The sequence below is a fragment of the Micromonospora cremea genome (assembly GCF_900143515.1).
Lineage (GTDB): Bacteria > Actinomycetota > Actinomycetes > Mycobacteriales > Micromonosporaceae > Micromonospora > Micromonospora cremea.
Genome location: NZ_FSQT01000002.1, coordinates 1,009,213 through 1,034,731, shown reverse-complemented (window position 1 = coordinate 1,034,731; position 25,519 = coordinate 1,009,213). Strand labels below are relative to the sequence as shown.

18 protein-coding genes are annotated in these 25,519 nt (G+C 73.1%); 15 read left to right on the top strand and 3 right to left on the bottom strand.

The window, feature by feature from the left end:
* The first annotated feature begins 89 nt into the window (after nt 1-89).
* The 6 genes from thrC (at nt 90) to BUS84_RS18060 (ending at nt 13,085) form a co-directional block, all read left to right on the top strand.
* A complete protein-coding gene (gene thrC, locus BUS84_RS18085; protein WP_074314082.1) occupies nt 90-1,139 on the top strand; it encodes a threonine synthase in 1,050 nt (349 codons plus the stop codon).
* Between the two features lie 149 nt (nt 1,140-1,288).
* Nucleotides 1,289-4,576, top strand: a complete 3,288-nt coding sequence (locus BUS84_RS18080) for an efflux RND transporter permease subunit (protein WP_074314080.1) — start codon at nt 1,289-1,291, stop codon at nt 4,574-4,576.
* A gap of 144 nt (nt 4,577-4,720) precedes the next feature.
* Nucleotides 4,721-5,965, top strand: a complete 1,245-nt coding sequence (locus BUS84_RS18075) for an MFS transporter (RefSeq protein ID WP_074314078.1) — start codon at nt 4,721-4,723, stop codon at nt 5,963-5,965.
* Between the two features lie 64 nt (nt 5,966-6,029).
* Nucleotides 6,030-6,974 carry a homoserine kinase gene (thrB, locus tag BUS84_RS18070; protein ID WP_074314076.1) on the top strand — a complete coding sequence of 315 codons (945 nt, stop codon included), beginning with the start codon at nt 6,030-6,032 and terminating at the stop codon, nt 6,972-6,974.
* A gap of 297 nt (nt 6,975-7,271) precedes the next feature.
* The gene (rho, locus tag BUS84_RS18065) at nt 7,272-9,323 is read left to right on the top strand and encodes a transcription termination factor Rho (protein ID WP_074314074.1); all 2,052 of its coding nucleotides are present in this window, start codon (nt 7,272-7,274) and stop codon (nt 9,321-9,323) included.
* 273 nt (nt 9,324-9,596) lie between these two features.
* A complete protein-coding gene (locus tag BUS84_RS18060; protein ID WP_074314072.1) occupies nt 9,597-13,085 on the top strand; it encodes a phosphodiester glycosidase family protein in 3,489 nt (1,162 codons plus the stop codon).
* A gap of 58 nt (nt 13,086-13,143) precedes the next feature.
* Here the strand turns inward: BUS84_RS18060 and BUS84_RS18055 are convergent, their stop codons facing one another.
* The gene (locus BUS84_RS18055; RefSeq protein WP_074314070.1) at nt 13,144-14,040 is read right to left on the bottom strand and encodes a phosphatase domain-containing protein; all 897 of its coding nucleotides are present in this window, start codon (nt 14,038-14,040) and stop codon (nt 13,144-13,146) included.
* 275 nt (nt 14,041-14,315) lie between these two features.
* On the opposite strand from BUS84_RS18055, the gene rpmE reads away from it, so the two are divergent.
* Together rpmE and prfA are read left to right on the top strand one after the other, a co-directional pair.
* Nucleotides 14,316-14,540 carry a 50S ribosomal protein L31 gene (gene rpmE / locus BUS84_RS18050; RefSeq protein WP_007464546.1) on the top strand — a complete coding sequence of 75 codons (225 nt, stop codon included), beginning with the start codon at nt 14,316-14,318 and terminating at the stop codon, nt 14,538-14,540.
* 132 nt (nt 14,541-14,672) lie between these two features.
* Nucleotides 14,673-15,761, top strand: coding sequence for a peptide chain release factor 1 (prfA, locus tag BUS84_RS18045; RefSeq protein ID WP_074314068.1), 1,089 nt, complete (start codon nt 14,673-14,675; stop codon nt 15,759-15,761).
* Nucleotides 15,762-15,767: 6 nt separating this feature from the next.
* Here prfA and BUS84_RS18040 read toward each other — a convergent pair whose 3' ends face one another.
* On the bottom strand, nt 15,768-17,315 hold the full coding sequence (locus BUS84_RS18040; RefSeq protein WP_074314066.1) for a GGDEF domain-containing protein: 1,548 nt from the start codon (nt 17,313-17,315) through the stop codon (nt 15,768-15,770).
* Nucleotides 17,316-17,387: 72 nt separating this feature from the next.
* Between BUS84_RS18040 and prmC the strand changes: the two genes are divergently transcribed.
* The 4 genes from prmC to BUS84_RS18020 all read left to right on the top strand — a co-directional run bounded on the left by prmC (nt 17,388) and on the right by BUS84_RS18020 (nt 21,815).
* Nucleotides 17,388-18,335, top strand: coding sequence for a peptide chain release factor N(5)-glutamine methyltransferase (prmC, locus tag BUS84_RS18035; protein WP_074314064.1), 948 nt, complete (start codon nt 17,388-17,390; stop codon nt 18,333-18,335).
* Nucleotides 18,335-18,982: an L-threonylcarbamoyladenylate synthase gene (locus BUS84_RS18030; protein ID WP_074318902.1), complete on the top strand. Its 648-nt coding sequence runs from the start codon at nt 18,335-18,337 to the stop codon at nt 18,980-18,982. Before prmC ends, BUS84_RS18030 begins: the two co-directional genes overlap by 1 nt.
* The gene (locus BUS84_RS18025) at nt 18,983-19,594 is read left to right on the top strand and encodes an arsenate reductase/protein-tyrosine-phosphatase family protein (RefSeq protein ID WP_074314062.1); all 612 of its coding nucleotides are present in this window, start codon (nt 18,983-18,985) and stop codon (nt 19,592-19,594) included.
* 106 nt (nt 19,595-19,700) lie between these two features.
* Entirely contained in the window at nt 19,701-21,815 is a 2,115-nt protein-coding gene (locus BUS84_RS18020) for a transglycosylase domain-containing protein (RefSeq protein ID WP_074314060.1), read from the top strand.
* 39 nt (nt 21,816-21,854) lie between these two features.
* On the opposite strand, the gene BUS84_RS18015 is transcribed toward BUS84_RS18020, so the two are convergent.
* Nucleotides 21,855-23,342 (bottom strand): SDR family oxidoreductase, encoded by a 1,488-nt coding sequence (locus tag BUS84_RS18015; protein ID WP_074314058.1) that lies wholly within the window; start codon nt 23,340-23,342, stop codon nt 21,855-21,857.
* A 35-nt stretch (nt 23,343-23,377) separates the two neighbouring features.
* Between BUS84_RS18015 and BUS84_RS18010 the strand changes: the two genes are divergently transcribed.
* The 3 genes from BUS84_RS18010 to BUS84_RS18000 all read left to right on the top strand — a co-directional run bounded on the left by BUS84_RS18010 (nt 23,378) and on the right by BUS84_RS18000 (nt 25,511).
* A complete protein-coding gene (locus BUS84_RS18010) occupies nt 23,378-24,667 on the top strand; it encodes a serine hydroxymethyltransferase (protein WP_208869691.1) in 1,290 nt (429 codons plus the stop codon).
* Nucleotides 24,660-25,085 (top strand): hypothetical protein, encoded by a 426-nt coding sequence (locus BUS84_RS18005; protein ID WP_074314054.1) that lies wholly within the window; start codon nt 24,660-24,662, stop codon nt 25,083-25,085. The genes BUS84_RS18010 and BUS84_RS18005 overlap by 8 nt, the downstream gene beginning before the upstream one ends.
* Nucleotides 25,086-25,274: 189 nt before the next feature.
* A complete protein-coding gene (locus tag BUS84_RS18000; protein ID WP_074314051.1) occupies nt 25,275-25,511 on the top strand; it encodes an AtpZ/AtpI family protein in 237 nt (78 codons plus the stop codon).
* Nucleotides 25,512-25,519: the final 8 nt, after the last annotated feature.

Below are 25,519 nucleotides of genomic sequence, written 5' to 3'. Positions count from 1 at the left end.
CCGCGGGTCTGCCGCCGGTCACTCCGGCAGGCTGGTCCAGGGTGACCCGATCCTCAGGTCGGCGCGACGGTTGAGGCGAGGAGAGCGACATGTGGCGGGGTCTGATCGAGGCGTACCGGGACCGGCTGCCGGTCACCGCGGCCACGCCCGTCGTCACGCTGCACGAGGGGAACACCCCGCTGCTGCCCGCGCCGGTGCTCTCCGCCCGGATCGGGTGCGACGTGCACCTCAAGGTGGAGGGGGCCAACCCGACCGGCTCGTTCAAGGACCGCGGGATGACCCTCGCGGTCTCCAAGGCGGTCGAGGCCGGCAACAAGGCCATCATCTGCGCCTCCACCGGCAACACCAGCGCCTCCGCCGCCGCGTACGCGGCACGGGCCGGGCTGACCTGCGCGGTGCTGGTGCCGCAGGGCAAGATCGCGCTGGGCAAGCTGGCCCAGGCGCTGGTGCACGGCGCCAAGCTGCTCCAGGTGAACGGCAACTTCGACGACTGCCTGGCGACGGCCGCCAAGCTCGCCCAGGACTATCCGGTCGCGCTGGTCAACTCGGTCAACATCGACCGGCTGCACGGGCAGAAGACGGCCGCCTTCGAGATCGTCGAGGCGCTCGGTGACGCGCCCGACATCCACTGCCTGCCGGTCGGCAACGCCGGCAACATCTCCGCCTACTGGATGGGGTACGCGGAGGAGCACGCCGCCGGCACCACCACCCGGGCGCCGAAGATGTACGGCTTCCAGGCCGCCGGCGCGGCGCCGATCGTCACCGGTCAGGTGGTGCCGGAGCCGTCGACCATCGCCACCGCGATCCGGATCGGCAACCCGGCGAGCTGGACCAGGGCGCTGGACGCGCGGGACGCCTCGGGTGGCCTGATCGCGGCGGTGACCGACCGGGAGATCCTGTCCGCGTACCGGCTGCTCGCCCGCGAGGTGGGGGTCTTCGTCGAGCTGGGCAGCGCGGCCAGCGTGGCCGGTCTGCTCCAGCAGGCCGCGGCGGGCGCGATCCCGGCCGGTTCGACGGTGGTCTGCACGGTGACCGGTCACGGCCTCAAGGACCCGGAATGGGCGATCTCGACCGCGCCGGCCCCGGTGACCATCGCGAACGACCCGCTGGCCGCGGCCCGCGCCCTCGATCTGGTCTGAGCGGCCCGCGCCAGCCGGCACGGCGGCGGCGTGGGGGCGTGACGCGGCCGCGTTGGGACGGCAGGGGTCCGGCGGGGGCGGGGGTGATCGAGTCAGGCACACTTTCGGGTATCCCCGCCCGCATTCTCTTTCAGGAGTGAGCCAGGCCGATGTCGCTGCTCGCCAGATTCAGCCTCGCCAACCGAGGGCTGGTCGCCCTCATCGCGGTGGTGACCACGGCGTTCGGAGCGTTCGCCGTACCGTCGCTGAAGCAGCAACTGCTGCCGTCGCTCGAATTCCCGGCCGCGTTCATCGTGGCCGCCTATCCCGGCGCCGGACCCGAGATCGTCGAGTCGCAGGTGACCGAGCCGATCGAGAACGCGCTCCAGGGCATTCCCGGGCTGGATCAGGTCACGTCGACCTCCCGCGAGGGGGCGGCGACCGTCCAGGTGCTGTACGAGTTCGGCACCGACCTGGACGACGTGGTCAACAAGATGCAGACCGCGCTGAGCCGGATCGACGCCCAGCTCCCGGAGAGCGTCGACCCGCAGGTCATCGCGGGCAGCACCGACGACCTGCCGGCGGTGGTGCTGGCGGCGACCGGCGCCGCGGACGAGCGGGCGCTCGCCGAGAAGCTGCGCGCGACGGTGGTGCCGGAGCTGGAGGGCATCGAGGGGGTCCGTACGGTCGAGGTGACCGGGACCCGCGACGACGTCGTGGTGGTCACCCCGGACCCGGCCAAGCTGGCTGCGGCGAAGCTCCAGCCGACCGCGATCGGCACCGCGCTGAAGACCAACGGCGTGTCGGTGCCGGCCGGTGCGGTGACCGACGGTGGCCTGGCCCTGCCGGTGCAGGTCGGCACTCCGGTCGCCACCCTCGACGATTTGCGCGGCATCGTGGTCGCCCCCGGCGCCGCCCCGGTCCGTCTCGGTGACGTGGCGACCGTCGAGCAGCAGCTCGCCCCGGCCACCGCGATCACCCGGACCAACGGCAAGGACAGCCTCGGCATCGCGGTCACGGCGGCGCCGGACGGCAACGCCGTGGAGATCTCGCACGAGATCCGGGACCGGCTGGCTGACCTGAAGGACGCCTCCGGCGCCGAGCTGACCGTGGCCTTCGACCAGGCGCCGTTCGTCGAGAAGTCGATCGAGTCGCTGACCACCGAGGGCCTGCTGGGCCTGCTGATGGCGGTCATCGTCATCCTGGTCTTCCTGCTGTCGGTGCGGTCGACCGTGGTCACCGCGGTCTCCATCCCGCTCTCCGTGCTGGTCGCCCTGATCGCCCTGTGGATCGGTGACTACTCGCTCAACCTGCTCACCCTCGGCGCGCTGACCATCGCGGTCGGTCGGGTGGTGGACGACTCGATCGTGGTGTTGGAGAACATCAAACGACACCTGGAGTACGGCGAGGAGAAGCGGCACGCGATCATCACCGGCGTCCGCGAGGTGGCCGGCGCGGTGACCGCGTCCACCCTCACCACGGTCGCGGTGTTCGCGCCGATCGCGCTGGTCGGCGGGTTCGTCGGGCAGCTCTTCGCGCCGTTCGCGATCACCGTGACGGTGGCCCTGCTCGCGTCGCTGCTGGTGTCGCTGACCGTGATTCCGGTGCTGGCGTACTGGTTCCTCAAGCCGCGCGGGGGCACCCCGGACGACGAGGCGGTGCGGCGCGTCGCGGAGGAGAAGGAGCTGCGCAGCCCGTTGCAGCGGGCGTACCTCCCGGTGATCGGGTTCGCCACCCGCAAGCGGTCCACCCGCTGGATCACCGTCGGGCTCGGCCTGCTGGTGCTCTTCGGCACCTTCGGTCTGGCTCAGAAGCTGGAGACCAACTTCCTGGACGACTCCGGTCAGGACACGCTCAGCTTCCGGCAGGAACTGCCGGCGGGTAGCGGCCTGGCCGCCACCGACGCGGCGGCCAAGCAGGTCGAGACGGTGCTCGGGCGTACCGACGGGGTCGAGACGTACCAGGTGACCGCGGGTGGCGGGGACAACCCGTGGGCCGGCGGCGGTGGCAACAACGTCGCGTCCTGGTCCGTGGCACTCGACGGGGACACCGACGCGAAGCAGATGCGTGAGGTGCTGCGCAAGGAGTTCGACACCCTCGGCACCGGGCTGGGCGAGATCAGCTTCGGCGGCGGGCAGGACGCTTCGACCAGCCAGCTGGAGGTGATCGTCCAGGCCAGCGACCCGGAGGTGCTGACCAGGGCGGCCGAGGCGGCCCGGACGGCGATGGCCGGGGTCCCGGACGTCGAGGACGTCTCCACCAGCCTGGCCGACCGGGTGCCGCGCGTCGACGTGTCCGTCGACCGGGTCGCTGCCGGTCGGGTCGGGCTCACCGAGGCCGCAGTGGGTCAGCTCGTCTCGCAGGCGTTCCGCGGGGCGCCGCTGGGCCAGGTCACGCTCGACGGTCAGCAGCAGAACGTGGTGCTGCGGCTGGGCACGCGGCCGCCGGTGTCGGTGGAGGAGCTGCGGGCGCTGCCGGTGGGTCCGGTCAAGCTGGGCGACATCGCGACCGTGACCCAGGGCGAGGGGCCGCAACAGGTCACCCGGATCGACGGTGAGCGCAGTGTTTCGGTGACCGGCACGGCGACCGGCTCGAACCTGGGCGCGACAAGCCAGGAGCTGCAGAAGCGGCTGGACGCCATCGACGTGCCGGGCGCGAGCCTGACCATCGGCGGGGTCAGCGCGGACCAGGCGGACGCCTTCGGCGACCTGGGCCTGGCGGTGCTGGCCGCGATCGCGATCGTGTTCCTGATCATGGTGGCCACGTTCCGCAGCCTCACCCAGGCGCTGGTCCTGCTGATCTCCATCCCGTTCGCGGCGACCGGCGCGATCGGCCTGCTGCTGGTCACCGGGACGCCGCTGGGCGTGCCGGCGTTGATCGGCGTGCTGATGCTGGTCGGCATCGTGGTGACCAACGCGATCGTGCTGCTCGACCTGATCAACCAGTACCGGGCCCAGGGCATGGGGGTCCGGGACGCGGTGGTCGAGGGCGGCCGGCGCCGGCTGCGCCCGATCCTGATGACGGCGGTCGCGACCATCTTCGCGCTGCTGCCGATGGCGCTCGGGCTGACCGGCGAGGGTGGCTTCATCTCCCAGCCGCTGGCTGTCGTGGTGATCGGTGGACTGCTCAGTTCGACGCTGCTGACGCTGATCCTGGTGCCGACGCTGTACACGATGGTGGAACACACCAAGGAGTCGCTGCGGGAGCGGCGCCGCCGGCGGCGCTCCGGCGATGCGCCGCTGACCGGGCCGACCGACCCGGAGACCGCCGAGCCGGCCAGCCCGAACAAGGTGGCGGTGCCGTCCGGTGCACCGGCGGCGACGCACGCCGAGGGTGCGCGGCAGGCAGGGCGGCCCGCGCCGTCGGGCGCGCTGGTGGAGGGCACGGACCAGTTCGAGGTGCTGCGGCTGCCCCGCAGCCGCACCTCGCCGCTGCCCCCCACCGAGCCGACCGAGTAGTCGGACCGGCACCTTGGAACGCCCCCGGCGGGTTCACCTGCCGGGGGCGTTCCGGCTCCCTGCGCGCTGAACGGTTCCGAACGGGCCGGTCGTCGCTGCTCGCGGACGGTATCGAGTGCTGTCGACCGGGTAGCGTCGCGCTACGTGACGTCCACCCTGTCGGTCCTGACCGGCAACCGGAGCTTTCGCAACCTCTTCCTCGCTGAGCTGGTCGTCTTCGGCGCCGACTGGTTCGTCATGGTGCCGCTGCTGGTGCTGCTGCCCCAGTTGACCGGCAGCGGGGTCTGGGGTGCGCTGGTGCTGGCGGTGGACACCGGCATCGTGGCACTGCTGCTGCCGTACACCGGCACGGTGGCCGACCGGTTCGACCGGCGCAAGGTCATGATCGCTGCGAACGTGGCGGCGCTGGCGGGCGTACTGCTGCTGCTCGGCGTCCGGGACGCCGGGACGGCGTGGCTGGCGCTGGTGGCGATCGGCGTGGTCGCGGTCGCCAAGGCGTTCTACTCGCCGGCCGCCCAGGCCGCGCTGCCCAACGTGCTGGAACCGCACGAGCTGGCCGCCGGCAACGCGGTGGCCGGCTCGGCCTGGGGCACCATGACCGTGGTCGGCGCCTCGCTCGGCGGCGTGCTCAGCTCGGCCGTCGGCCCGTACGCCTGCTTCTGGGTGGCGGCGGTGGGCCTGGCGCTGGCCGCGGGCCTCGCCGCGCGGATCCGCCGGCCGTTGCAGGCGCCCCGGGACGTCGACCTTCCGGCCCAGCGGACCTGGCCGGCGGTACGCGAGGCGCTCGTCTACATCGGGCACCGGCCGCGGGTCCTGGCGCTGGTCACGGTGAAGTCGGCGGTCGGCCTGGGCAACGGGGTGTTGACGGTGTTTCCGCTGCTCGCCAGCGTGTACGGGGTCGGCTCGCTGGGCGCCGGCCTGCTCTTCGCGGTACGCGGGGCGGGGGCCCTGGTGGGGCCCATCCTGATGCGTCGGGTGCTGACCAACCGGTCGTGGCTGCTGCCCGGGCTCGCGCTGTCCATGTCGCTGTACGGCCTGTCCTACCTGGGTGCGTCGGTGGTCCGCTGGTTCCCGCTGGTGCTGCTGCTGGTCTTCGTGGCGCACTTCGCGGGCGGCAGCAACTGGGTGATGTCGAACTTCGCCCTGCAGGGCGAGGTGCCGGACCGGTTGCGTGGTCGCGTCTTCGCCACCGACATGATGCTCGCTACGCTCGCCATCTCGGTGAGCCAGCTGGCGGTGGCCCTGGTGGTGGACGTGGTGGACGAGCGGGTGGTGCTGGCCGGCTGCGGGCTGGTCACCCTCGTGTACGCGGTCGGCTGGCGGATCGCCACCCGCCGGCTCTCGCTCACCGACCCGGCCGCCGAACCGGTTCCGGACCCGGCCGGCTAGCTCGCCGGTTCCCACGCTGCGGGCGTCGGACCGGATCGTCGGTGCCGACCCCTAGCATGAGCCCGTGCCGACGAACTTCAGCGCCGGGCCGGTCCGGGTCCGGGTCCCCGCGACCAGCGCCAACCTGGGCCCGGGCTTCGACGCGCTGGGTCTCGCCCTCGGGCTCTACGACGACCTGGCCTCCGAGGTGACGCCGGGCGGGGTTCGGGTGACGGTGACCGGGCAGGGTGCCGGTGAGCTGCCCGACGACGACCGGCACCTGGTGGTGCGCGCCATGCGGGCCGCCTTCGACGTGCTCGGTGCGCAGCCCACGGGGTTGGTCGTGGAGTGCGTCAACCGGATCCCGCAGGCGCGTGGGCTGGGCTCCTCGTCCGCCGCGATCGTCGCCGGTGTGTTGCTGGCCCGAGCCCTGGTCACCGATGGGGAGCACCGGCTGGACGCGGCGGCCGTGCTCCGGCTGGCCGCCGAGATCGAGGGTCATCCCGACAATGTCGCGCCGTGCCTGCTCGGCGGCTTCACGTTGGCCTGGTCCGAGCCGACCGGCGCTCGCGCGGTGTCCCTGGCGGTCGCCGACGGGGTGCGGCCGACGGTTTTCGTGCCGGCGGAGCGGGGGCTGACCGCGACCGCTCGGGCCGCGTTGCCGGCCACCGTGCCGCATGGCGACGCCGCGTTGACCGCCGGGCGGGCGGCGCTGCTGGTGCACGCGCTGACCGCGGACCCGTCGCTGCTGGTGCCCGCCACCGTCGACCGCCTCCATCAGGACTATCGGGCTCCGGGGATGCCGGGCACGTCGGCCCTGGTCAACGCGTTGCGAGCGGCCGGTGTGGCGGCTGTTGTCAGTGGGGCGGGGCCGACCGTGCTGGCGCTCAGCGAGCTACCGCCGAGCTTCCGGCTGGGAACAGACTGGGAGATCTGGCAGTTACCGATAGACGTCAGCGGTGCGCGGGTTGCCCGGGGTAGACTTGGACACGCCGAGCGGGACCCTGTTGCCGCAGGTCGGAAGAGTTGATTACGCTCTAGGCCTAGCACAGCCGCGAAGCACGCGATCTCCTGCGGGGCGGCGCACCCCCGAAGCTCTCGGCGGTCAGCCCGTCACCCCTGCCAAAGGCCCACGCCGCGCCGCAGTTTCCACAGGTCGCCGCAGACGGCGAGACCTGCTCACCGACCTTTGGTGAGTCGGGAAACCGACCGGCTGCTGTGTCACAGACTCCCGCGACGCGTCCTTGCGAGGCGGGTGCACCGAGGCCGCCCGGCCACCTGAGTCCGACTCCGGGCAGTCCCGGCCTTTATCGAGGGAAGGAATCCATTGAGCGACACCACCGACGTGACGTCGGATGTTTCCAACGTCGCTGGCGATGCCACCACCGCCGCTCCCGCCCGTCGTCGGCGCAGCGGCACCGGTCTGTCGGCGATGCTGCTGCCAGAGCTGCAGAGCCTGGCTGCGTCGCTCGGCATCTCCGGCACGGCTCGCATGCGTAAGGGCGAGCTGATCGCCGCGATCTCCGAGCGGCAGGGCGGCAATGCCGCCGGTACCCCTCGACCGCGGGCCGAGGTCGCGGCCGCGGCCGCTCCGACACGCGAGGAGGTGCGGGAAACCGTGGACCGTCCGGCGGCGGAGGGACGCACCGACCAGGCGCCGGCCGAGCCGGCCGCCGAGACCGAGGGCCGCAGTCGTACCCGGCGGAGCCGGACCACCGCGGCGGAGGCGCGTACCACTGAGGCGCGTACCGACGAGGCGGAGGCCGGCGAGCGGACCGAGCGGAGCGAGAACCGCCGGGACCGGGCCGAGCGCCCGGAGCGTGCCGAGCGTGCCGAGCGCACCGAGCGCCCGGAGCGCACCGAACGTGCCGAGCGCCCGGAGCGCACCGAGCGTGCCGAGCGGGGTGACCGTGCCGAGCGGGGCGAGCGTGCCGAGCGGGGCGAGCGCAACGACCGGGGCGAGCGTGCCGAGCGGGGCGAGCGCAACGACCGGCCGGAGCGTTCCGATCGTGGCGAGCGGGCCGAGCGCAACGAGCGTGGTGACCGTAACGACCGCAACGATCGGGGCGACCGCAACGACCGTGGTCAGCGCGCCGAGCGCGACAACGACGACGATGACGAGGGCGGTGGCCGGCGTGGCCGGCGCAGCCGCTTCCGGGACCGTCGGCGCGGCCGCGGTGAGCGTGCTGAGACCGGTGGCGACACCGGTGGGCGCGAGCCGCAGGTCAGCGAGGACGACGTGCTCGTCCCGGTGGCCGGCATCATTGACGTGCTCGACAACTACGCCTTCGTGCGGACGACCGGCTACCTGGCCGGCCCGAACGACGTGTACGTCTCGATGTCCCAGATCAAGAAGTACGGCCTGCGCCGCGGTGACGCGATCACCGGTGCGGTGCGTGCGGCCCGTGAGGGCGGCAACAGCGGCGACCAGCGGCGGGACAAGTACAACCCGCTGATGCGGCTGGACACGATCAACGGGATGGAGCCGGAGGAGGCGCGGCGCCGGCCGGAGTTCTACAAGCTCACGCCGCTCTACCCGCAGGAGCGCCTGCGGTTGGAGACCGAGCCGCACATCCTGACCACCCGGGTCATCGACCTGGTCATGCCGATCGGCAAGGGCCAGCGAGCGCTCATCCAGTCGCCGCCGAAGGCCGGTAAGACGATGGTGCTCCAGGCGATCGCGAACGCGATCACCCGGAACAACCCGGAGTGCCACCTGATGGTGGTGTTGGTGGACGAGCGGCCTGAAGAGGTCACCGACATGCAGCGGTCGATCAAGGGCGAGGTCATCGCGGCCACGTTCGACCGTCCGCCGCAGGACCACACGACGGTGGCCGAGCTGGCGATCGAGCGGGCGAAGCGCCTGGTCGAGCTGGGGCACGACGTGGTCGTGCTGCTCGACTCGGTGACCCGGCTCGGTCGGTCGTACAACCTGGCGGCGCCGGCCAGCGGCCGGATCATGTCGGGTGGTATCGACTCCACCGCCCTCTACCCGCCGAAGCGCTTCCTCGGCGCGGCTCGCAACATCGAGAACGGCGGCTCGCTGACCATCATCGCCACGGCGCTGGTGGAGACCGGGTCCATGGCGGACACGGTCATCTTCGAGGAGTTCAAGGGCACCGGCAACGCGGAGCTGAAGCTGGACCGGAAGATCGCTGACAAGCGCACCTTCCCGGCCATCGACATCAACCCGTCCGGCACCCGTAAGGAAGAGGTCCTGCTCGCACCCGAGGAGCTGGCCATCATCCACAAGCTCCGGAAGGTGCTGCACTCGCTGGACTCGCAGGCGGCGATGGATCTCCTGCTGGACCGCCTCAAGCAGTCCCGCACCAACATCGAGTTCCTGATGCAGATCGCGAAGTCGACGCCGGGGGAGTAACCACCCTCGGATGACCGATACGAAGGGGCACGGCCAGGCGGCCGTGCCCCTTCGTCATGTCCATCCGAGCCCTTTGCGCTGCTTACACATACGCAACAGTCGGGCCTCACAGTGTTGCGCCCGGTGAAGCAGAGCAAAGGGCGCGGGGAGAGGCCGGCGGCGGCACGGACGCGGGAAGAGCCGACGACGAAAGAGCCGACGAGGGTGGAGTTTTCCTTCGGTTCAGGTGGTGCGTCTTGAAACTTCTATTCACTATCCGGTTGACTGTGGTCCATGCGTACCCGCAGAAGATCCGCCCGCCGCACCGGCGTCCTGCTGCTGACGCCGCTGCTCGTCCTGGCTGGTCCGGTGCCGGCGACAGCCGCACGGCCGGCACCGTCCATCGCGGCCCCCGTGGCCCCGTCCACCATCGCCGAGGATGCGCCGCCCGCGTCGTCCCGGTCGGCCGGCTCGGTCAGTCTGGCCGCCGACCCGGCCACCGCGACCGCCTCGACCGCCGCCGCAGACGGACTGGAGCCGGCCGGCGGCCTGGAGACCACCAAGGCCACCCGGCCGGTCGCGCCGGGCGTGCAACTCACCTCCTTCGACCGGTACGACGCCGAGGGCTGGCTGCGTGCCGACGCACTCACCACCGACCTCGCCGGCGGGGCCACCGTCGACTACGTCAACTCCGGGGCCGTCAGCCGGGCCGAGCCGCTGCGGGGGGCGGTGGACCGCTCGCGCGCCGTGGCCGCGGTCAACGGCGACTTCTTCGACATCAACAACTCCGGCGCCGCCCAGGGCATCGGCATCCGCGACGGCGAGCTGATCCAGTCGGCGGTCAGCGGGCACCGCAACGCGGTGGCGGTCACCGCGGACGGGCTCGGTCGGGTGATCGAGGTGAACTTCGACGGCAGCGCCACCCTGCCCACCGGGCCGGTGCCGTTGACGCAGTTCAACAACATCGTGCAGGCCGACGGCATCGGCGCGTTCACCGAGCTCTGGGGGACGTACCCCCGGGAGCGGGCGGTCGCGGGCGCGGCCCGGGTCGTTGAGGTCGTCGTGACCGGCGGCCGCGTGGCCGCGGTGGCCGGCGCGGCCGGCAAGGGCCCGATCCTCGCCGGCAGCACGGTGCTGCTCGGTCGCGACGCCGGCGCGGACGCCCTGGCCGGGCTCCGCGCCGGTGACCCGGTGACGGTGGCCTGGCAGCCGAAGCCGTCCGACGGCAGCAGCCTGCGCGCGGCAGTCGGCGGCGGCGAGGTTTTGGTGCGTGACGGCGTCGTGCAGAGCATCGCCGACCCGACGCTGGCGCCGCGCACGGCGGTCGGCTTCACCGCCGACGGTCGAAAAATGATCATGTTGACGGTGGACGGTCGGCAGGTCGACAGCCGCGGCGTGACCCAGACCGAGATGGGCCGGATGATGGCCGAACTCGGCGCCCACCACGCGCTCAACCTGGACGGCGGCGGCTCGTCCACCCTGCTGGCCCGTGAGCCGGGCGCCCCCGCCGTGCAGGTGGAGAACGCCCCCTCCGACGGCAGCGAGCGGGCCGTGCCCAACGGCCTGGCCATCTACGCGCCGAAGGGCAGCGGCCGGCTCACCGGCTACTGGGTGGAGACCGCCAGCGACCCCACCGCCGCTCCTGGCGTCTCACCGGTGCGCGGCGGCCGGCCCGACCGCGTCTTCCCGGGCCTCACCCGCACCCTCACCGCGGCCGGCTACGACGAGACGTACGGTCCGGCGGCCGGCGCGCCGACCTGGCGCGTGACCTCGGCGGCGCACGGCCGGGTCGACCGCGACGGGGTGTTCCACGCCGGCGCGCCGGGGGCCAGCACGGTCACCGCCGCGCGCGGTCGCGCAACCGGTTCGCTGGGCCTCACGGTGCTCGGCCCACTGGCCCGGATCGACTCCACAGTGGAGCGCGTCGGGCTGACCGGCCGGGACGGCAACGCCCTGGTCGGTGTGGTCGGCTACGACGCCGAGGGCAACACGGCACCGATCGCGCCGGCCGACCTGACCCTCGACTACGACCGGGACCTGCTGCGGATCACCCCCACCGACGACGGCAACCTCGCCGTCACCGCGCTGCGTGAGACCGGCTCCGGTCTCGTCACCGTCCACGTCGGACGGCACAGCACCATCCTGCCGGTCACCGTGGGGCTGGCCGACGTCCCGGTGGCCGGCTTCGACGACGCCGCGTCCTGGCGGTTCAGCCAGGCCCGGGCCAGCGGCTCGGTCGCGCCGGCGCCGGGGCACACCGGCACCGGCCTGCGGATGTCGTACGACTTCAGCCAGTCCACCGGCACCCGGGCCGCGTACGCGGACCCGCCGGCCTGGATCGAGGTGCCCGGCCAGCCGCAGGCGTTCGGCATGTGGATCCACGGCAACGGCACCGGTGAGTGGCCCAGCCTGCACCTGCACGACGCCCAGGACACCCAGCACGTGCTGCGTGGCCCGCTGATCACCTGGACCGGCTGGCGGTACGTGGAGTTCGCGGTGCCGGCGGGGGTGCAGTACCCGGTGCGCGTGCGCCGGTTCTACGTGGCCGAGACCAACGCCGCCGCGCAGTACACCAGCGAGGTGATCATCGACGACCTGGTGGCGAAGGTGCCGCCCACGGTCGACGTGCCGGCGGTGGCGCCGCGTACCGATCGGGTGGTGGTCCGCGACGGCACCGTGGACGGCGCACCCTGGCGGTTCGCGGTGCTGTCCGACGCCCAGTTCGTCGCCGCCGACCCGGACAGTGACCTGGTCGCACAGGCCCGGCGGACGCTGCGCGAGGTGAAGGCGGCCCGGCCCGACTTCCTGCTGATCAACGGCGACTTCGTGGACACCGCCTACCCGGCCGACTTCGCGCTGGCGAAGCGGATCCTCGACGAGGAGCTGGGCGACGCCCTGCCCTGGTACTACGTGCCCGGCAACCACGAGATCATGGGCGCCCCGATCAGCAACTTCCAGGCCGCGTTCGGCGCCACCTCACGGGTCTTCGACCATGCCGGCACCCGGTTCGTCACCCTGAACTCGTCCACCGGGACGCTGCGCGGCGGTGGCTTCGACCAGGTGCGGATGCTGCGCGAGACGCTGGACACGGCGGCCGCCGACCGGTCGGTCGGCTCGGTCGTCGTCCTGCACCACCACCCGCCGCGCGACCCCAGCCCGGCGCAGGCCAGCCAGCTCGGTGACCGCAAGGAGGCGGCGCTGCTGGAGCAGTGGCTGGCCGACTTCCAGCACCGCACCGGCAAGGGCGCGCTGTTCGTGGGCGGGCACGTCGGCACGTTCCACGCCGACCGGGTGGACGGGGTGCCGTACGTGATCAACGGCAACTCGGGCAAGACGCCGTCCACCCCGGCGGACCAGGGTGGCTTCACCGGCTGGACGGAGTTCGGCGTGGATCCGGTCACCCCGGCCGAGGCCGACCGGGCCCGGCGTGACCCGCTCGCCGAGGGGGCCCGCTGGGTGGACGCGGAGTTCCACGCGCACGTGGACCGGCTCGCGGTGAGCGCACCGGCCAGCGTCGCGGTCGGCGTCCCGGCGTCGGTCACCGCCACGCTGACCCAGCCGGGTGGGCGCGCCGTCCCGATCGCCGCCCCGGTCAGCGCGGACTGGTCCGGCTCGCCGGGGGTGCACATCGGCACCGCGGCCGGGGTACGCCCGTGGCACGTCGCGCGCTTCGACCCGGCCACCGGCACCCTGACCGCGCTGCGTTCAGGTGCTCCCATCCGCCTCACGGTCACCGTCAACGGCGTCGTCGCCAACGCCACCATCAAGCCCACCGCCCACTGAGTGCAAGGAAGGGCCCCTTCTTATCGCCTCGTGCACAGGAAGGGGCCCTTCCTTCGCCTCAGAAGTCGCCGTCGGCCACCTGGAAGACGGTCAGGCCGAGGGAGCGCCACATCTGGACCACCTGAGCGCGGTCGTCGAAGACGCCGACCACCCGGTAGCGGTCCCGAATCTCCCGGTCGTAGATCTCCCGCTTGACGATCGAGTCCTTGCGGGAGTCGCCGACGGCGCGCAGGTGCAGGCCGAGGTAGGGAACCCGGACGTGCCGGGCCAGCCACGCCTCGGTGGTTGCCCGCGCCGAGGCGTCCCGCCCGGAGCAGAAGACCACCCCGTACCCGGCGGCGTGCATCGCTCGGACCGCCGCGATCACCGCCGGGTTCGGCTGGTCCTCGCCCACCCGGGTCATGTCGTACGGGCTGCGCGAGACGGCCAGCGCGACGGTGCCGTCGATGTCCACCAGGACGATCTCCGGTGGCTCGGCCGACGGCGGGTGCACGGCGGCGGGTCGTCCGGTGCGGGCCTGCGGCACCGGCAACGGCAGCGTCCGCCCCTCCAGGTAGCGTTCGTGCAGCCGGCAGATCACGTCCGCGCCGACCCGGTCGGCCTCCGGGCGGGCGGCGTCGCGGCGCAGGCACTCGGCCAGCGGCACGTCGGTGAAGTCGTGCACCTCGAACTCCGCGCCGTACCGGGCGGCCAGTTCGGCCCAGTCCCGTAGGGTCCGCGAGCGCAGGTTGGTGTCGTCCACGCAGACGTCCGCCCGGGCCCGCAGCAGCGCCTCGACCTGGGCCCGCTGCACGGTGGTCACCTGCGCCTCCGCCCACTGGGTGAAGAGCCGCTCGCCGTGCAGCATCCGGCGCAGGTCGTCGCGGTTGACCCGGACCACGGACGGCTGGAGGGTCCGGGCGAAGGTCGTCTTGCCGGATGCCGGCAGGCCCCGGGTGGCGATCAGGCGGGTCATCAGCTCCCCTCCGGCTTCGGTGGGCGTACCCCCGACGGGATACTCGGCGGCGGCCCGCCGAGTGGTGAATGCCCGGCCGGGCGGCGGGAATGCGGATGGGGAGGCACGTGTTGACGATGCCGGACGAGGTGTGCGGCCCGATTAACGGGTCGGCTCAGGCCCATGGCACACTGGTCAATCGGCCACCGGTTCCGGTTCACGCCCGAGCCCGTCGCGCACGGCGCGACGGGCGGTGACGGCGACCCGGCGACCACCAACGAGAGGACCGAGGCGAGATGAAGGCAAACATCCACCCGGAGTACGTGACCACCGAGGTCAGCTGCTCCTGTGGCAACACGTTCACGACCCGCAGCACCGCCAAGGGCGGGGCGATCCACGTCGAGACCTGCAGCGCCTGCCACCCGTTCTACACCGGTAAGCAGCGCGTTCTCGACACCGCCGGCCGGGTCGCGAAGTTCCAGCAGAAGTACGCCAAGGTTCAGGCCAAGAAGGCCAAGTAGCTCCTCGTTCGGCGCCCGCGTCCGGTTTTCGACCGGATGCGGGCGCCGTCCGTATTCCGCCCTTTTTCCGGCCGGCGACCGGCACTCGGTCCGGCCCGGCCGGCGCCGCACCCTCGAAGGAGCATCCGCAGCATGAGCAGCGAGCGTCTGGCCGGCCTCCTCGACGAGTACGCGGAGCTGGAGAAGCGGCTGGCCGATCCGGCGATCCACGCCGACCAGGCGACCGCGCGGCGGGTCGGCCGTCGGTACGCCGAGCTGGTGCCGCTGCACAAGGCTGCCGGTGAGCTGGAGCAGGCGCGTGCCGACCTGGCCGCGGCCCGCGAGCTGGCGGCCGAGGATCCCTCCTTCGCTGCCGAGACCGAGGCGATCGCGGCGTCCCTGCCGGTCCTGGAGGAGCGCCTCGCCGAGCTGCTCATCCCGCGCGACCCGCACGACGCCAAGGACGTGATCGTCGAGATCAAGGCCGGTGAGGGCGGCGAGGAGTCGGCGCTGTTCGCCGGTGACCTGCTGCGGATGTACACGCGGTACGCCGAGCGCCACGGCTGGGTCACCGAGGTGATCGACGCGCAGGACTCCGACCTGGGCGGGGTCAAGGACGTCTCGCTGTCGATCAAGACCAAGGGCGTCCCGGAGGGCGGCAACGGCGTCTGGTCGCGGCTCAAGTGGGAGGGCGGCGTGCACCGGGTGCAGCGCGTCCCGGTCACCGAGTCGCAGGGCCGGATCCACACCAGCGCCGCCGGGGTGCTGGTGCTGCCGGAGGCCGAGGACGTCGACGTCACCATCGACCAGAACGACCTGCGCATCGACGTGTTCCGCTCGTCCGGCCCGGGCGGCCAGTCGGTGAACACCACCGACTCGGCGGTGCGGATCACCCACCTGCCGACCGGCATCGTGGTGTCCTGCCAGAACGAGAAGTCCCAGCTCCAGAACCGGGAGCAGGCGATGCGGATCCTGCGGGCCCGGCTGCTCGCCGCCGCCCAGGAGCAGGCCGACGCCGCCGCCTCGGACGCCCGAAAGGCGCAGATCCGTACGGTGGACCGCTCGGAGCGGATCCGCACCTACAACTTCCCGCAGAACCGGATCACCGACCACCGGATCGGCTACACCGCGTACAACCTGGATCTGGCGCTGGCCGGCGAGCTGGACGGGGTGCTGGACGCCCTGACCGAGGCCGACCGCGCCGCGCGGCTGGCCGGCGACACCGAGCTGACCCGCCGCTGACCCCGGTCAGCTCGCGCGCGGGCGGCTCTTGGCTCGCAGCATCTCCCGGTCGGCCTCCTCGAAGGCGACGCTGAGCGCGTCGCGCAGACCACGTCCGCCGGAGACCTCGGCGAAGCCGATGCTCACCCCGACCGGGGTCCCCGGCACCAGTGACTCCCAGTCTTCGGCGCGGACCGCCGCTTCGATCCGGCGGGCCACCTCGGCGGCCTCGGTCATGCCGGTGTCCGGCAGCACCACCACGAACTCGTCGCCGCCGTAACGGGCCACGAAGTCGCCCCGCCGCATCACCCGGTTGATCACCCCGGCGACGCGTTGCAGCACCAGGTCGCCGGAGTGGTGCCCGTGCCGGGTGTTGACGGCCTTGAAGCCGTCCAGATCGCAGACGCCGATCACCACCCGCTCGCCGCGGGTGACGACGGCGGTGATGTACCGCTCCAGCCGCCGCCGGTTGGGCAGCCCGGTGAGCGGGTCGGTCAGTGCCTCGCCCTCGAACCGCGCCGCCTCGCGGCGCATCTCCTCGTGGTCGATCCGGGCGGCGATGCCGTCGATGTAGACGTCGCGCAGCCGGTCGTTGCGCTGCGCGGCGAGCCGGAACGCCAGCCGGTCGGCGCGGTGCGCCGCCACGTGGTCTCCGGCCCGGGCCAGTGCGATGCTGCGCAGCCGGGCCGGCTCGGCCGAGCCGAGCGTCTCGGTGGACACCCGGATGGAGTCCAGCCGGGTGACCGCCTCGATCGGCCGTCCGGCGGCGACGGCCAGGCAGACCTGCCCGAGTTGACGCATGTCGCGCGCGCGGGCGCTGTCCCCGCCGTGGCTGAGCAGCCGGGACGGATCGCCGTCTCCGCCGGACTCCACCCGGTCGCCGAGCGCGGCCTGCCTGGCGGCCGCGTAGCCGTACGCGGCGAGGCTGCTGGGGCGCAGCCGGCCGGCCCTTCCGGCGTGCATGAACCGGGCCAGGTCGGCGGCGACGTCCCGGAGCACGCGCAGGCAGCCGTCGCTGTCGCCGTTGTGGTCCAGCGCCACGGCGTTGCGGAGCCGGATGCCCGGTGCGGCGAACGTCTCCTCCGGGATCCCGGCGGTCAGCCCCAGCTGGCGGGCGCGTTCGATCGCCCCGAGGGCGTACCCGTGGAAGCTGAGGTAGCTGTACGCCATGGCGAGGTCGTGCCAGCCCCAGGCGGTGTCCCGGTCCGGGTCCTCCACGGCGCCCAGCGCCCGGGCGGCCTTCACCAGGTGGGTGACGCAGCGGTCCAGTGCGCCCTGGTGGTGCGCGGCGAGCGCGGCCAGTGCGTTGAGGTGCCCGTGCAGATAGGGCTCGGCGAGGTCGCGGACCGCCGCCGAGGCCTCCTCGATGGCCCGGGTGAACTCCGCCGTCCGACCGAGATTGATCAGCGCGGAGAGTCGCTGCACCATCGCGTCCGCTCGCGCCGCCGGGTCCGTCGTGGTGCGGATCACCCGCTCCAGCAGGGTGTACGACTCTGCGGAACGACTGGCCTCCTGCAACGCCCGGGCGTGCGTGAGGGCGTCAACCTGGTCATCGACCCGGTCGAGCCAGCCCACTCGCGACCTCCCGTCGTGTGCGCCTCGACGCACCGGTTCGTGGCGTCGCCCGCGACGCTTCATGATTATGGCGTGACCACTCTGCCGCAACACCCCCCCGAAGGGACAGGGCGGCTCCGTCCGTCGGCCGCGGTGGCCCGGGCGGCCCGGCTGCTCGCCGCCGCCGGGGTGGGCCCGGCCCGGGTGGAGGCCGAGTTGCTGGCGGCGTACGTCCTGGGGGTGCCCCGCGGGCGGCTGGCGCTCGTTGACGACCTGACCGACGATCACCTGGCCCGGCTCGACGAGCTGGTGCGCCGCCGTGCCGCCCGGGAGCCGTTGCAGCATTTGACCGGTCGGGCCGGCTTCCGGCATCTGGAGCTGGCGGTCGGCCCGGGCGTCTTCGTGCCCCGGCCGGAGACCGAGCTGCTGGCCGGCTGGGGCCTCGAGCAGGGCCGGGGTCGGCCCGACCCGCTGGTGGTGGACCTGTGCAGCGGCTCCGGCGCGATCGCGCTGGCGGTGGCACAGGAGTTGCCGGGGGCGCGGGTGGTGGCGGTGGAGCGGTCCCCGGCGGCGCTGGCCTGGCTGCGCCGCAACGCGGCGGAGCGCGCCGAGGCGGGGGACCGCCCGATCGAGGTGGTCGAGGCCGACGTCACCGCGCCCGACCTGCTGGCCGACCTGGTGGGCCGGGTGGACGTGCTGCTCTGCAACCCGCCGTACGTGCCGGTCGACGTGGTGGTGCCGCCGGAGGTGGCCGGGCACGACCCGGCGGAGGCGGTCTTCGGTGGCGTGGACGGTCTGGCGGTGATCCGGCCGGTGATCGCCCGGGCGGCGGCGCTGCTGCGCCCCGGCGGCGTGCTCGGGGTCGAGCACGACGACACGCACGGCTCGGCGGTGCCCGGGCTGCTCGCCGCGGACGGCCGGTTCACCGCGATCATGGAGCATCCGGACCTCACCGGCCGCCCTCGCTATGCCACCGCGTCCCGACGGGCGGACGGCCAGCACGCCCCGAGCGGGACGGCGTGGCAGACTGACTCCTCGTGATGCTCTACGACTGCCGGTCGCCCGCCGATCGGGACCGCGGCATCGCCGCGGCCATCGAGGCGGTCAAGAACGGCGAGCTGGTCGTCCTGCCGACGGATACCGTCTACGGCATCGGCGCGGACGCGTTCACCCCGTACGCGGTCAAGGCGCTGCTGGACGCGAAGGGCCGGGGTCGGCAGATGCCGCCGCCGGTGCTGATCGGCTCGCGGCAGACCCTGGACGGGTTGGTCTTCTCGCTGCCCACCGCCGCGCGGGACCTGGTGGAGGCGTTCTGGCCGGGTGCGTTGACGATCGTGGTCGAGCACTCGCCGAGCCTGCAGTGGGACCTCGGCGACAAGTCGGGCACGGTGGCGGTGCGGATGCCGCTGCACCCGGTGGCGCTGGAGGTGCTGCGGGAGACCGGCCCGATGGCGGTCTCCTCGGCCAACAAGACCGGCCAGCCCGCCGCGGTCACCGCGGAGGAGGCGCGCGACCAGCTCAGCTACTCGGTGCGGGCGTACCTGGAGGCCGGGCCGTGCCCGGACCCGGTGCCCAGCACGATCGTGGACCTGACCGGCGAGGTGCCGCAGCTGCTGCGGGCCGGCGCGATTCCGCTGGAGAAGCTGCGCGACGTGGTGCCGGATCTCGTCGACGGCCGGGGGGTCTGAGTGCCCCCGTTCACCGTGCTGCACGTCTGCATGGGCAACATCTGCCGCTCGCCGATGGCCGAGCGGTTGCTCGCCCTGGCCGTGCGGGAGCGGTTGGCCCGGCGTGAGCAGGACCCGGCCCGGGCCGAGGAGTTGCTGCACAGCCACAGCGCCGGCACGGGCGGCTGGCACGCCGGCGAGGAGATGAACCCGCCGGCGGCCCGCCAGGTCACCAGCCGGGGTGGGGACGTCGAGGGGTTCGCCGCGCGCAAGCTGCGGTCGGAGCACATCGACGCCGCCGATCTGGTCCTGACCGCGACCGCGGATCAGCAGGAGTACGTGGTGGCGCTGCGTCCGGACGCGGAGGCCCGCACGTTCGTGCTGGGTGAGTTCGGCCGCCTGCTGGCCGCGGTGGACGCCGCCGCGCTGCCGCCGGCCGAGGCGACCCCGGAGGCGGTGTACGCCCGAGGCGTGGCCCTGGTGGCGGCGGCCCACGACGCCCGGCTGGGCGCCTCGCTGCTGCCGACCGACGATCTCGACGACCCGTGGGGTCGCGGCGACCAGTGCTTCAGCCGGGTCGCGGACGAGATCGAGGAGACGGTCCACCCGCTGGCCGCCGCGCTGCTTCCCTGAGCGGCGTGCGAGTTTCCTCCGGGTTTAGGGAAAACCTGGGGCGAAAGGGGCCTTTCGGGTCATTCTGAACGGGTCCTAGCGTGACCGGCTCCTGCGGGGAGAGCTGATGATCCGGGCCCATCTCGACAAACTGCTGACCGTGGTGATCGCCGGTGTGCTGGCCGGGTTGGTGCTGGCGGCGGCCGCCCTGCCGGTGGCCCTGGTCTTCGGGATCGGCTTCAGCGCCCTGTCCACGCCCTACTCGGAGCTGCCGAACACGCTGCGCACACCGCCCACCGCCCAGCGCTCCAACCTCTACGCCAACGACGGCACCACCCTGATCACCTCCTTCTACCAGGAGGACCGGGTGGACGTGCCGCTGCACGAGGTCGCGCCGGTGATGCGCCAGGCCATCGTGGCCGCCGAGGATGTCCGGTTCTTCCAGCACAGCGGGGTGGACCTGCGGGGTGTGGTGCGCGCGTTCACCGTGAACAAGCGCGACGGCCGGACCCGGCAGGGCGCCTCCACGCTGACCATGCAGTACGTCCGCAACGTGCTCAGCAGCGATCCTCGGCTGACCGAGAGCCAGCGCAGGGCGGCCACCGAGGTCACCACCGCCCGCAAGATCCAGGAGATGCGGTACGCGCTGGCGCTGGAGCGGGAGCTGAGCAAGGACGAGATCCTCACCCGCTACCTCAACATCGCCTATTTCGGCGCCGGGGCGTACGGCATCGCGGCGGCCAGCAAGCGCTACTTCTCCCGGTCCCCGGCGGAGCTGACCCTGGCGCAGGCCGCGCTGCTGGCCGGGCTGGTCCGGTCGCCGGACAGCGACGACCCGATCAACGGCGACGCCGACAGCGCGCTGCACCGGCGGGCGTATGTGCTGGAGCAGATGGTGGAGTCGAGCCAGGTGTCGGCGGACGCGGCGGCGGCGGCGCGGGCCGAGCCGCTGGACCTGCGGCCCAGCGAGACCCCGAACGACTGCACGGCCGTGCCGGACGGGCACAAGGACTGGGGCTTTTTCTGCGACTGGTTCACCCGGTGGTGGAGCAGCCAGCCGGCGTTCGGGTCGACCGCCGACGAGCGGCAGCGCACGCTGCGCCGGGGCGGGTTCTCCATCGTCTCCTCGCTCGACCCGGCGGTGCAGCGGGCCACCACCGAGCAGGTGCTGCGGATCTACAAGCCGACCGAGGCCCGGGCGGTGCCGACCGCGGTGGTGCAGCCCGGCACCGGTCGGGTGCTGGCGATGGCGGTGAACCGCAGCTACAGCGTGGCGGACAACCCTGCTGGGCAGAAGAACCACCCGAACACGGTGAATCAGCTGATCGCCGGCGGCGGGGCGATCGAGGGGTACCAGGGCGGGTCGACGTTCAAGCTCTTCACCATGCTGGCCGCGCTGGAGTCCGGCATGCCGCTGTCGACCGACTTCACCGCGCCGACCCGGCTGCTCACGAAGTTCCCGGTGACCGGGGAGGCGAGCTGTGACGGCCGCTGGTGCCCGGCGAACTCCAGCCCGTCGTCGATGGACGGCCGGCGCACCATGTGGACCGCGTTCGGGCGCTCGGTGAACACGTACTTCGCCTGGCTCACCGAGCGGGTCGGCGCCGACCGGGTGGTGGAGATGGCCGAGCGGCTGGGCATCGTGCTGCGCGCCGACTCCGACGCCCGGCTGGCCCGGTACGGGGCGAAGAACTGGGGCCCGTTCACCCTGGGCGTGGCCGCGACGACCCCGCTCGACCTGGCCACGGCGTACGCCACGGTGGCGGCCGAGGGGACCTGGTGCGCCCCGCTGCCGGTGGTCTCGATCACCGACTCGGCCGGCCACCCGGTCGACGCCGCCAAGCCGGACTGCCGGCAGGCGCTCGACACCGATGTGGCCCGGGCGGCCGCCGACGCGGCCCGCTGCCCGGTCGGCGACCAGTCGATGTACGGGCGTTGCGACGGTGCCACCGCACCCGGTCTGCGGGCCAAACTCAACCGCCCGGTGGCCGGCAAGACCGGCAGCTCGGAGCGGTACGAGACGGAGACGGTGGTGGCGTTCACCCCGCAGCTCGCGGTGGCCTCGATGGCGGCGAACCCGGACGACCCACGCGACGCGGTGGGTCAGGCGGTGCAGGCCCGGATGGTGGACGCGGTCGGCGAGGTGCTCGCCTTCGCCCTGCGCGACCAGCCGGTGCAGGACTTCGTCCCGCCCAGCGAGCGGGTCGCCTTCCAGGTCACCGGTGCCCGTACCGGCAACTGAGCCCCCGCTCCGGTCGGCCTGCCCGTCGACCCGGCGGGGTCAGCCGGTGCGCTTGGCGGGGTGGTCGGGGGCCCGCTCGGCGCCGCGGGCGATGTTGCGGGCCATCCCGCCGAAGACCACCGCGTGGAACGGGGCCACCGACCCCCAGTAGGCGTGCCCGGCCAGCCCGCGCGGCAGGAAGACCGCGCGTTGCTGATAGCGGCTGCGGCCGTCGTCGGCGGGCAGCACCCGCATCTCCAGCCAGGCTCGGCCGGGCAGCCGCATCTCGGCGCGCAGCCGCAGCAGCTCGCCCGGGACGATCTCCTCCACCCGCCAGAAGTCCAGGGCCTCACCGACCTGGAGGCGGTGCGGGTCGCGCCGGCCCCGGCGCAGCCCGACCCCACCGATCAGCCGGTCCAGCCAGCCCCGGATCGACCAGGCGAGCGGGAACGAGTACCAGCCGTGCTCGCCGCCGACACCCTCGATGACCCGCCAGAGGTCCGCCGGCGGCGCGTCCACCGTCCGTTCCCGGTAGTCGGTGTAGGCGGTGCCGCCGGACCAGTCCGGGTCGGTGGGCAGCGGCTCGGCCGGCGCGTCCGGGCCGCTCGCGGTCGACCAGCGGGTCACCACCTGGGCGTCGCGCACCTTGGCCAGCGCCAGCGCCACCGCCTCGTCGAAGCCGGTCAGCCCACCCGGCGGGTCGGGCACGTACCGGGCGATGTCGTGTTCGTGCGCGATCGCCTCATGGACCAGGCTCTCCACCAGCGGGCGGGCTATGGCGTTCGGCACAGGGGTGACCAGGCCGACCCAGTGCGAGGAGAGCGACGGGGTGAGCGGGCGGACCGGCACGATGACGCGCCGACGCAGGCCGGCCACCCGGGCGTAGCGCTGCATCATGTCGCGGAAGCTGAGCACGTCCGGCCCGCCGATGTCGAAGCCGCGGCTGACCTCCGGCGGCAGCGCGGTGCAGCCGGCCAGGTAGCGCAGCACGTCGCGGACCGCGATCGGCTGGATCCGGTTGCGGACCCAGCGCGGGGTGACCATGACGGGCAGTCGCTCGGTCAGGTAGCGCAGCATCTCGAACGAGGCCGAGCCGGAGCCGATGATCACCGCGGCCCGGAGCACCGCGGTGGGCACGCCGCTGGCCAGCAGGATGCGGCCCACCTCGGCCCGGGACCGCAGGTGCGGGGAGGGGACCTCCTCGTCGGCCGCCGGCTCCGGGCCGCCCAGGTAGACGATCCGGCGTACGCCGGCCTTCCGGGCCGCCGCCGCGAAGTTGGTCGCCGCCGCCCGGTCGGCCGCCTCGAAGTCGGACCGGCCCAGCGAGTGCACCAGGAAGTAGGCGACGTCCACGTCGGCGAACGCGGCGGGCAGCGTGTCCGGCCGGCTCAGGTCCCCCTGGACGATCTCCGCGGCCGACGCCCAGGGCACGTCGCGCAGCCGACCGGCCTTACGGGCCAGGCAACGCACGGTGTGCCCGTCGCTGAGCAGCAGGGGCACCAGCCGCCCGCCGATGTATCCCGTGGCTCCGGTGACGAGGCATCTCACGGCTTCCAGTGTGCGGCCCCCTAGACTCGTTCGCTGTGGACACCGAGACGAGCACCTTCTGGGGGCCGGATTTCGCGCAGCTCAGGGCCACCGACCCGGAGATCGCCGGGGTGGTCCTCGGCGAGCTGAACCGGCTGCGCGGCGGCCTTCAGCTGATCGCCAGCGAGAACCTGACCTCGCCGGCGGTGCTGGCCGCGCTCGGTTCGACGCTGACCAACAAGTACGCCGAGGGCTACCCGGGCCGGCGCTACTACGGCGGCTGCGCCGAGGTGGACCGGGCTGAGGAGATCGGCATCGCCCGGGCGAAGGAGCTCTTCGCCGCCGAGCATGCCAACCTCCAGCCGCACTCCGGCGCCAGCGCCAACCTGGCCGCGTACGCCGCGCTGGTGCAGCCGGGGGACACGGTGCTGGCGATGGACCTGCCGCACGGCGGGCACCTGACCCACGGCAGCCGGGTGAACTTCTCCGGCAAGTGGTTCGCCACGGTGGGGTACACCGTCCGGCCGGACACCGAGCTGATCGACTACGACGAGGTGCGGGACCTGGCCCGGGCGCACCGGCCCAAGATGATCATCTGCGGCGCCACCGCGTACCCCCGGCTGATCGACTTCGCCCGCTTCCGGGAGATCGCCGACGAGGTCGGCGCGTACCTGATGGTGGACGCGGCGCACTTCATCGGCCTGGTCGCCGGCCGGGCGATCCCGTCCCCGGTGCCGTACGCCGATGTCGTCTGCGCGACCACCCACAAGGTGCTGCGCGGCCCGCGCGGCGGCATGATCCTGTGCCGCGAGTCGCTGGCGCAGCGGATCGACAAGGCGGTCTTCCCGTTCACCCAGGGCGGCCCGTTGATGCACGCGGTCGCGGCCAAGGCCGTCGCGCTGCGCGAGGCCGCCCAGCCCGAGTTCCAGACGTACGCCAGTCAGGTGATCAGCAACGCCCAGGCGCTCGCGGCCGGGCTGGCCGACGAGGGGATGCGCCCGGTGTCCGGCGGCACCGACACCCACCTCACCCTGATCGACCTGCGGGAGCTGGGCGTGACCGGCGCCGAGGCCGAGGATCGCTGCGACGCGGCGTCGATCACCCTCAACAAGAACGCGATCCCGTACGACCCGCAGCCTCCGAGGGTGGCCTCCGGCATCCGGGTGGGCACGCCCAGCGTCACCACCCAGGGCATGCGGGAGGGGGAGCTGCGGCAGGTGGCCGCCCTGATCGCGCGGGCGGTACGTGCTGATCCCGGCGCCCCGGGCGGCGCCGACGAGCTGACCCGGATCGGTGCCGAGGTGGCCGAGCTGGTCGCGGCGTTCCCGGCGTACCCCCGTGGCTGAGCCCGTGGTGGTCGGGACCGACGCCGACCGGCGTTGGCGACTGCGACACCTGCCGGTGCTGCTGGCCGCGTCGGTGGCGCTGGCCGCGGTCGCCGCGGTGGTGGGTGGCGCGACGGGCGGCGCGACGGCCGCGTTCGGCGCGGCGGCCGGGGTGGGCGTCACGGTGGTCAGCTACACCCTCACCACGGTGGTGCTGGCCCGGGCCGACCAGATCAACCCGCAGTTGCTGCTGCCGCTCGGGCTGGGCCTGTACGCGCTGAAGTTCACCCTGTTGGGTGTGGTGCTGGTGGCGGTGGCATCCACCGGCTGGCCCGGGTTGATCCCGCTCTGCTTCGGCATCGTCGCCGGGGTGGCAGTGTGGACAGCGGTGCACCTCTGGTGGCTGACCACGGTGCACGCCCGTCGGCCGCGGGGCTGACCTGGCGATCGGCCGGTCGTCCCATCCAGCGGACGCGCGGCAATGTGTCGGCCTCCGGTCATTTTCCGACGGGCGGAAGGGGAGTAGCGTGCCCACAGACGACGGCGCCCACGAGAAGCCCACACAACGACGGTTGTGCGGGGGGTGAGGCACAGCCTCGTCTTCCCGGCTGATATCGTTCGCCCCGTCATGGCTGGTGACCAAACCCCCCGTCCCGCCGGTGAACCGGACGACTATCCGTCCGGCGCCGGTCAGGGTTGGACCGCGCTCAGCTACCTCATCGGAGGCATGCTCGTGTGGGGTTTCATCGGCTGGCTGATCGACCAGTGGCTCGACACCGGTGGCGTCGCCACCGGGATCGGCGTCGTGCTCGGCGTGACCGGGGGGATCATCCTGGTCGTCCGCCGGCTCGGCACGCCTACTTAGGAAGGGAC

Bases quoted from the DNA above. Each gene is read 5' to 3' on its own strand.
- thrC (WP_074314082.1), top strand. From the start codon at position 90: ATGTGGCGGGGTCTGATCGAGGCGTACCGGGACCGGCTGCCGGTCACC.
- BUS84_RS18080 (WP_074314080.1), top strand. From the start codon at position 1,289: ATGTCGCTGCTCGCCAGATTCAGCCTCGCCAACCGAGGGCTGGTCGCC.
- BUS84_RS18060 (WP_074314072.1), top strand. From the start codon at position 9,597: ATGCGTACCCGCAGAAGATCCGCCCGCCGCACCGGCGTCCTGCTGCTG.
- BUS84_RS18055 (WP_074314070.1), bottom strand. From the start codon at position 14,040: ATGACCCGCCTGATCGCCACCCGGGGCCTGCCGGCATCCGGCAAGACG.
- rpmE (WP_007464546.1), top strand. From the start codon at position 14,316: ATGAAGGCAAACATCCACCCGGAGTACGTGACCACCGAGGTCAGCTGC.
- prfA (WP_074314068.1), top strand. From the start codon at position 14,673: ATGAGCAGCGAGCGTCTGGCCGGCCTCCTCGACGAGTACGCGGAGCTG.
- BUS84_RS18030 (WP_074318902.1), top strand. From the start codon at position 18,335: ATGCTCTACGACTGCCGGTCGCCCGCCGATCGGGACCGCGGCATCGCC.
- BUS84_RS18020 (WP_074314060.1), top strand. From the start codon at position 19,701: ATGATCCGGGCCCATCTCGACAAACTGCTGACCGTGGTGATCGCCGGT.
- BUS84_RS18000 (WP_074314051.1), top strand. From the start codon at position 25,275: ATGGCTGGTGACCAAACCCCCCGTCCCGCCGGTGAACCGGACGACTAT.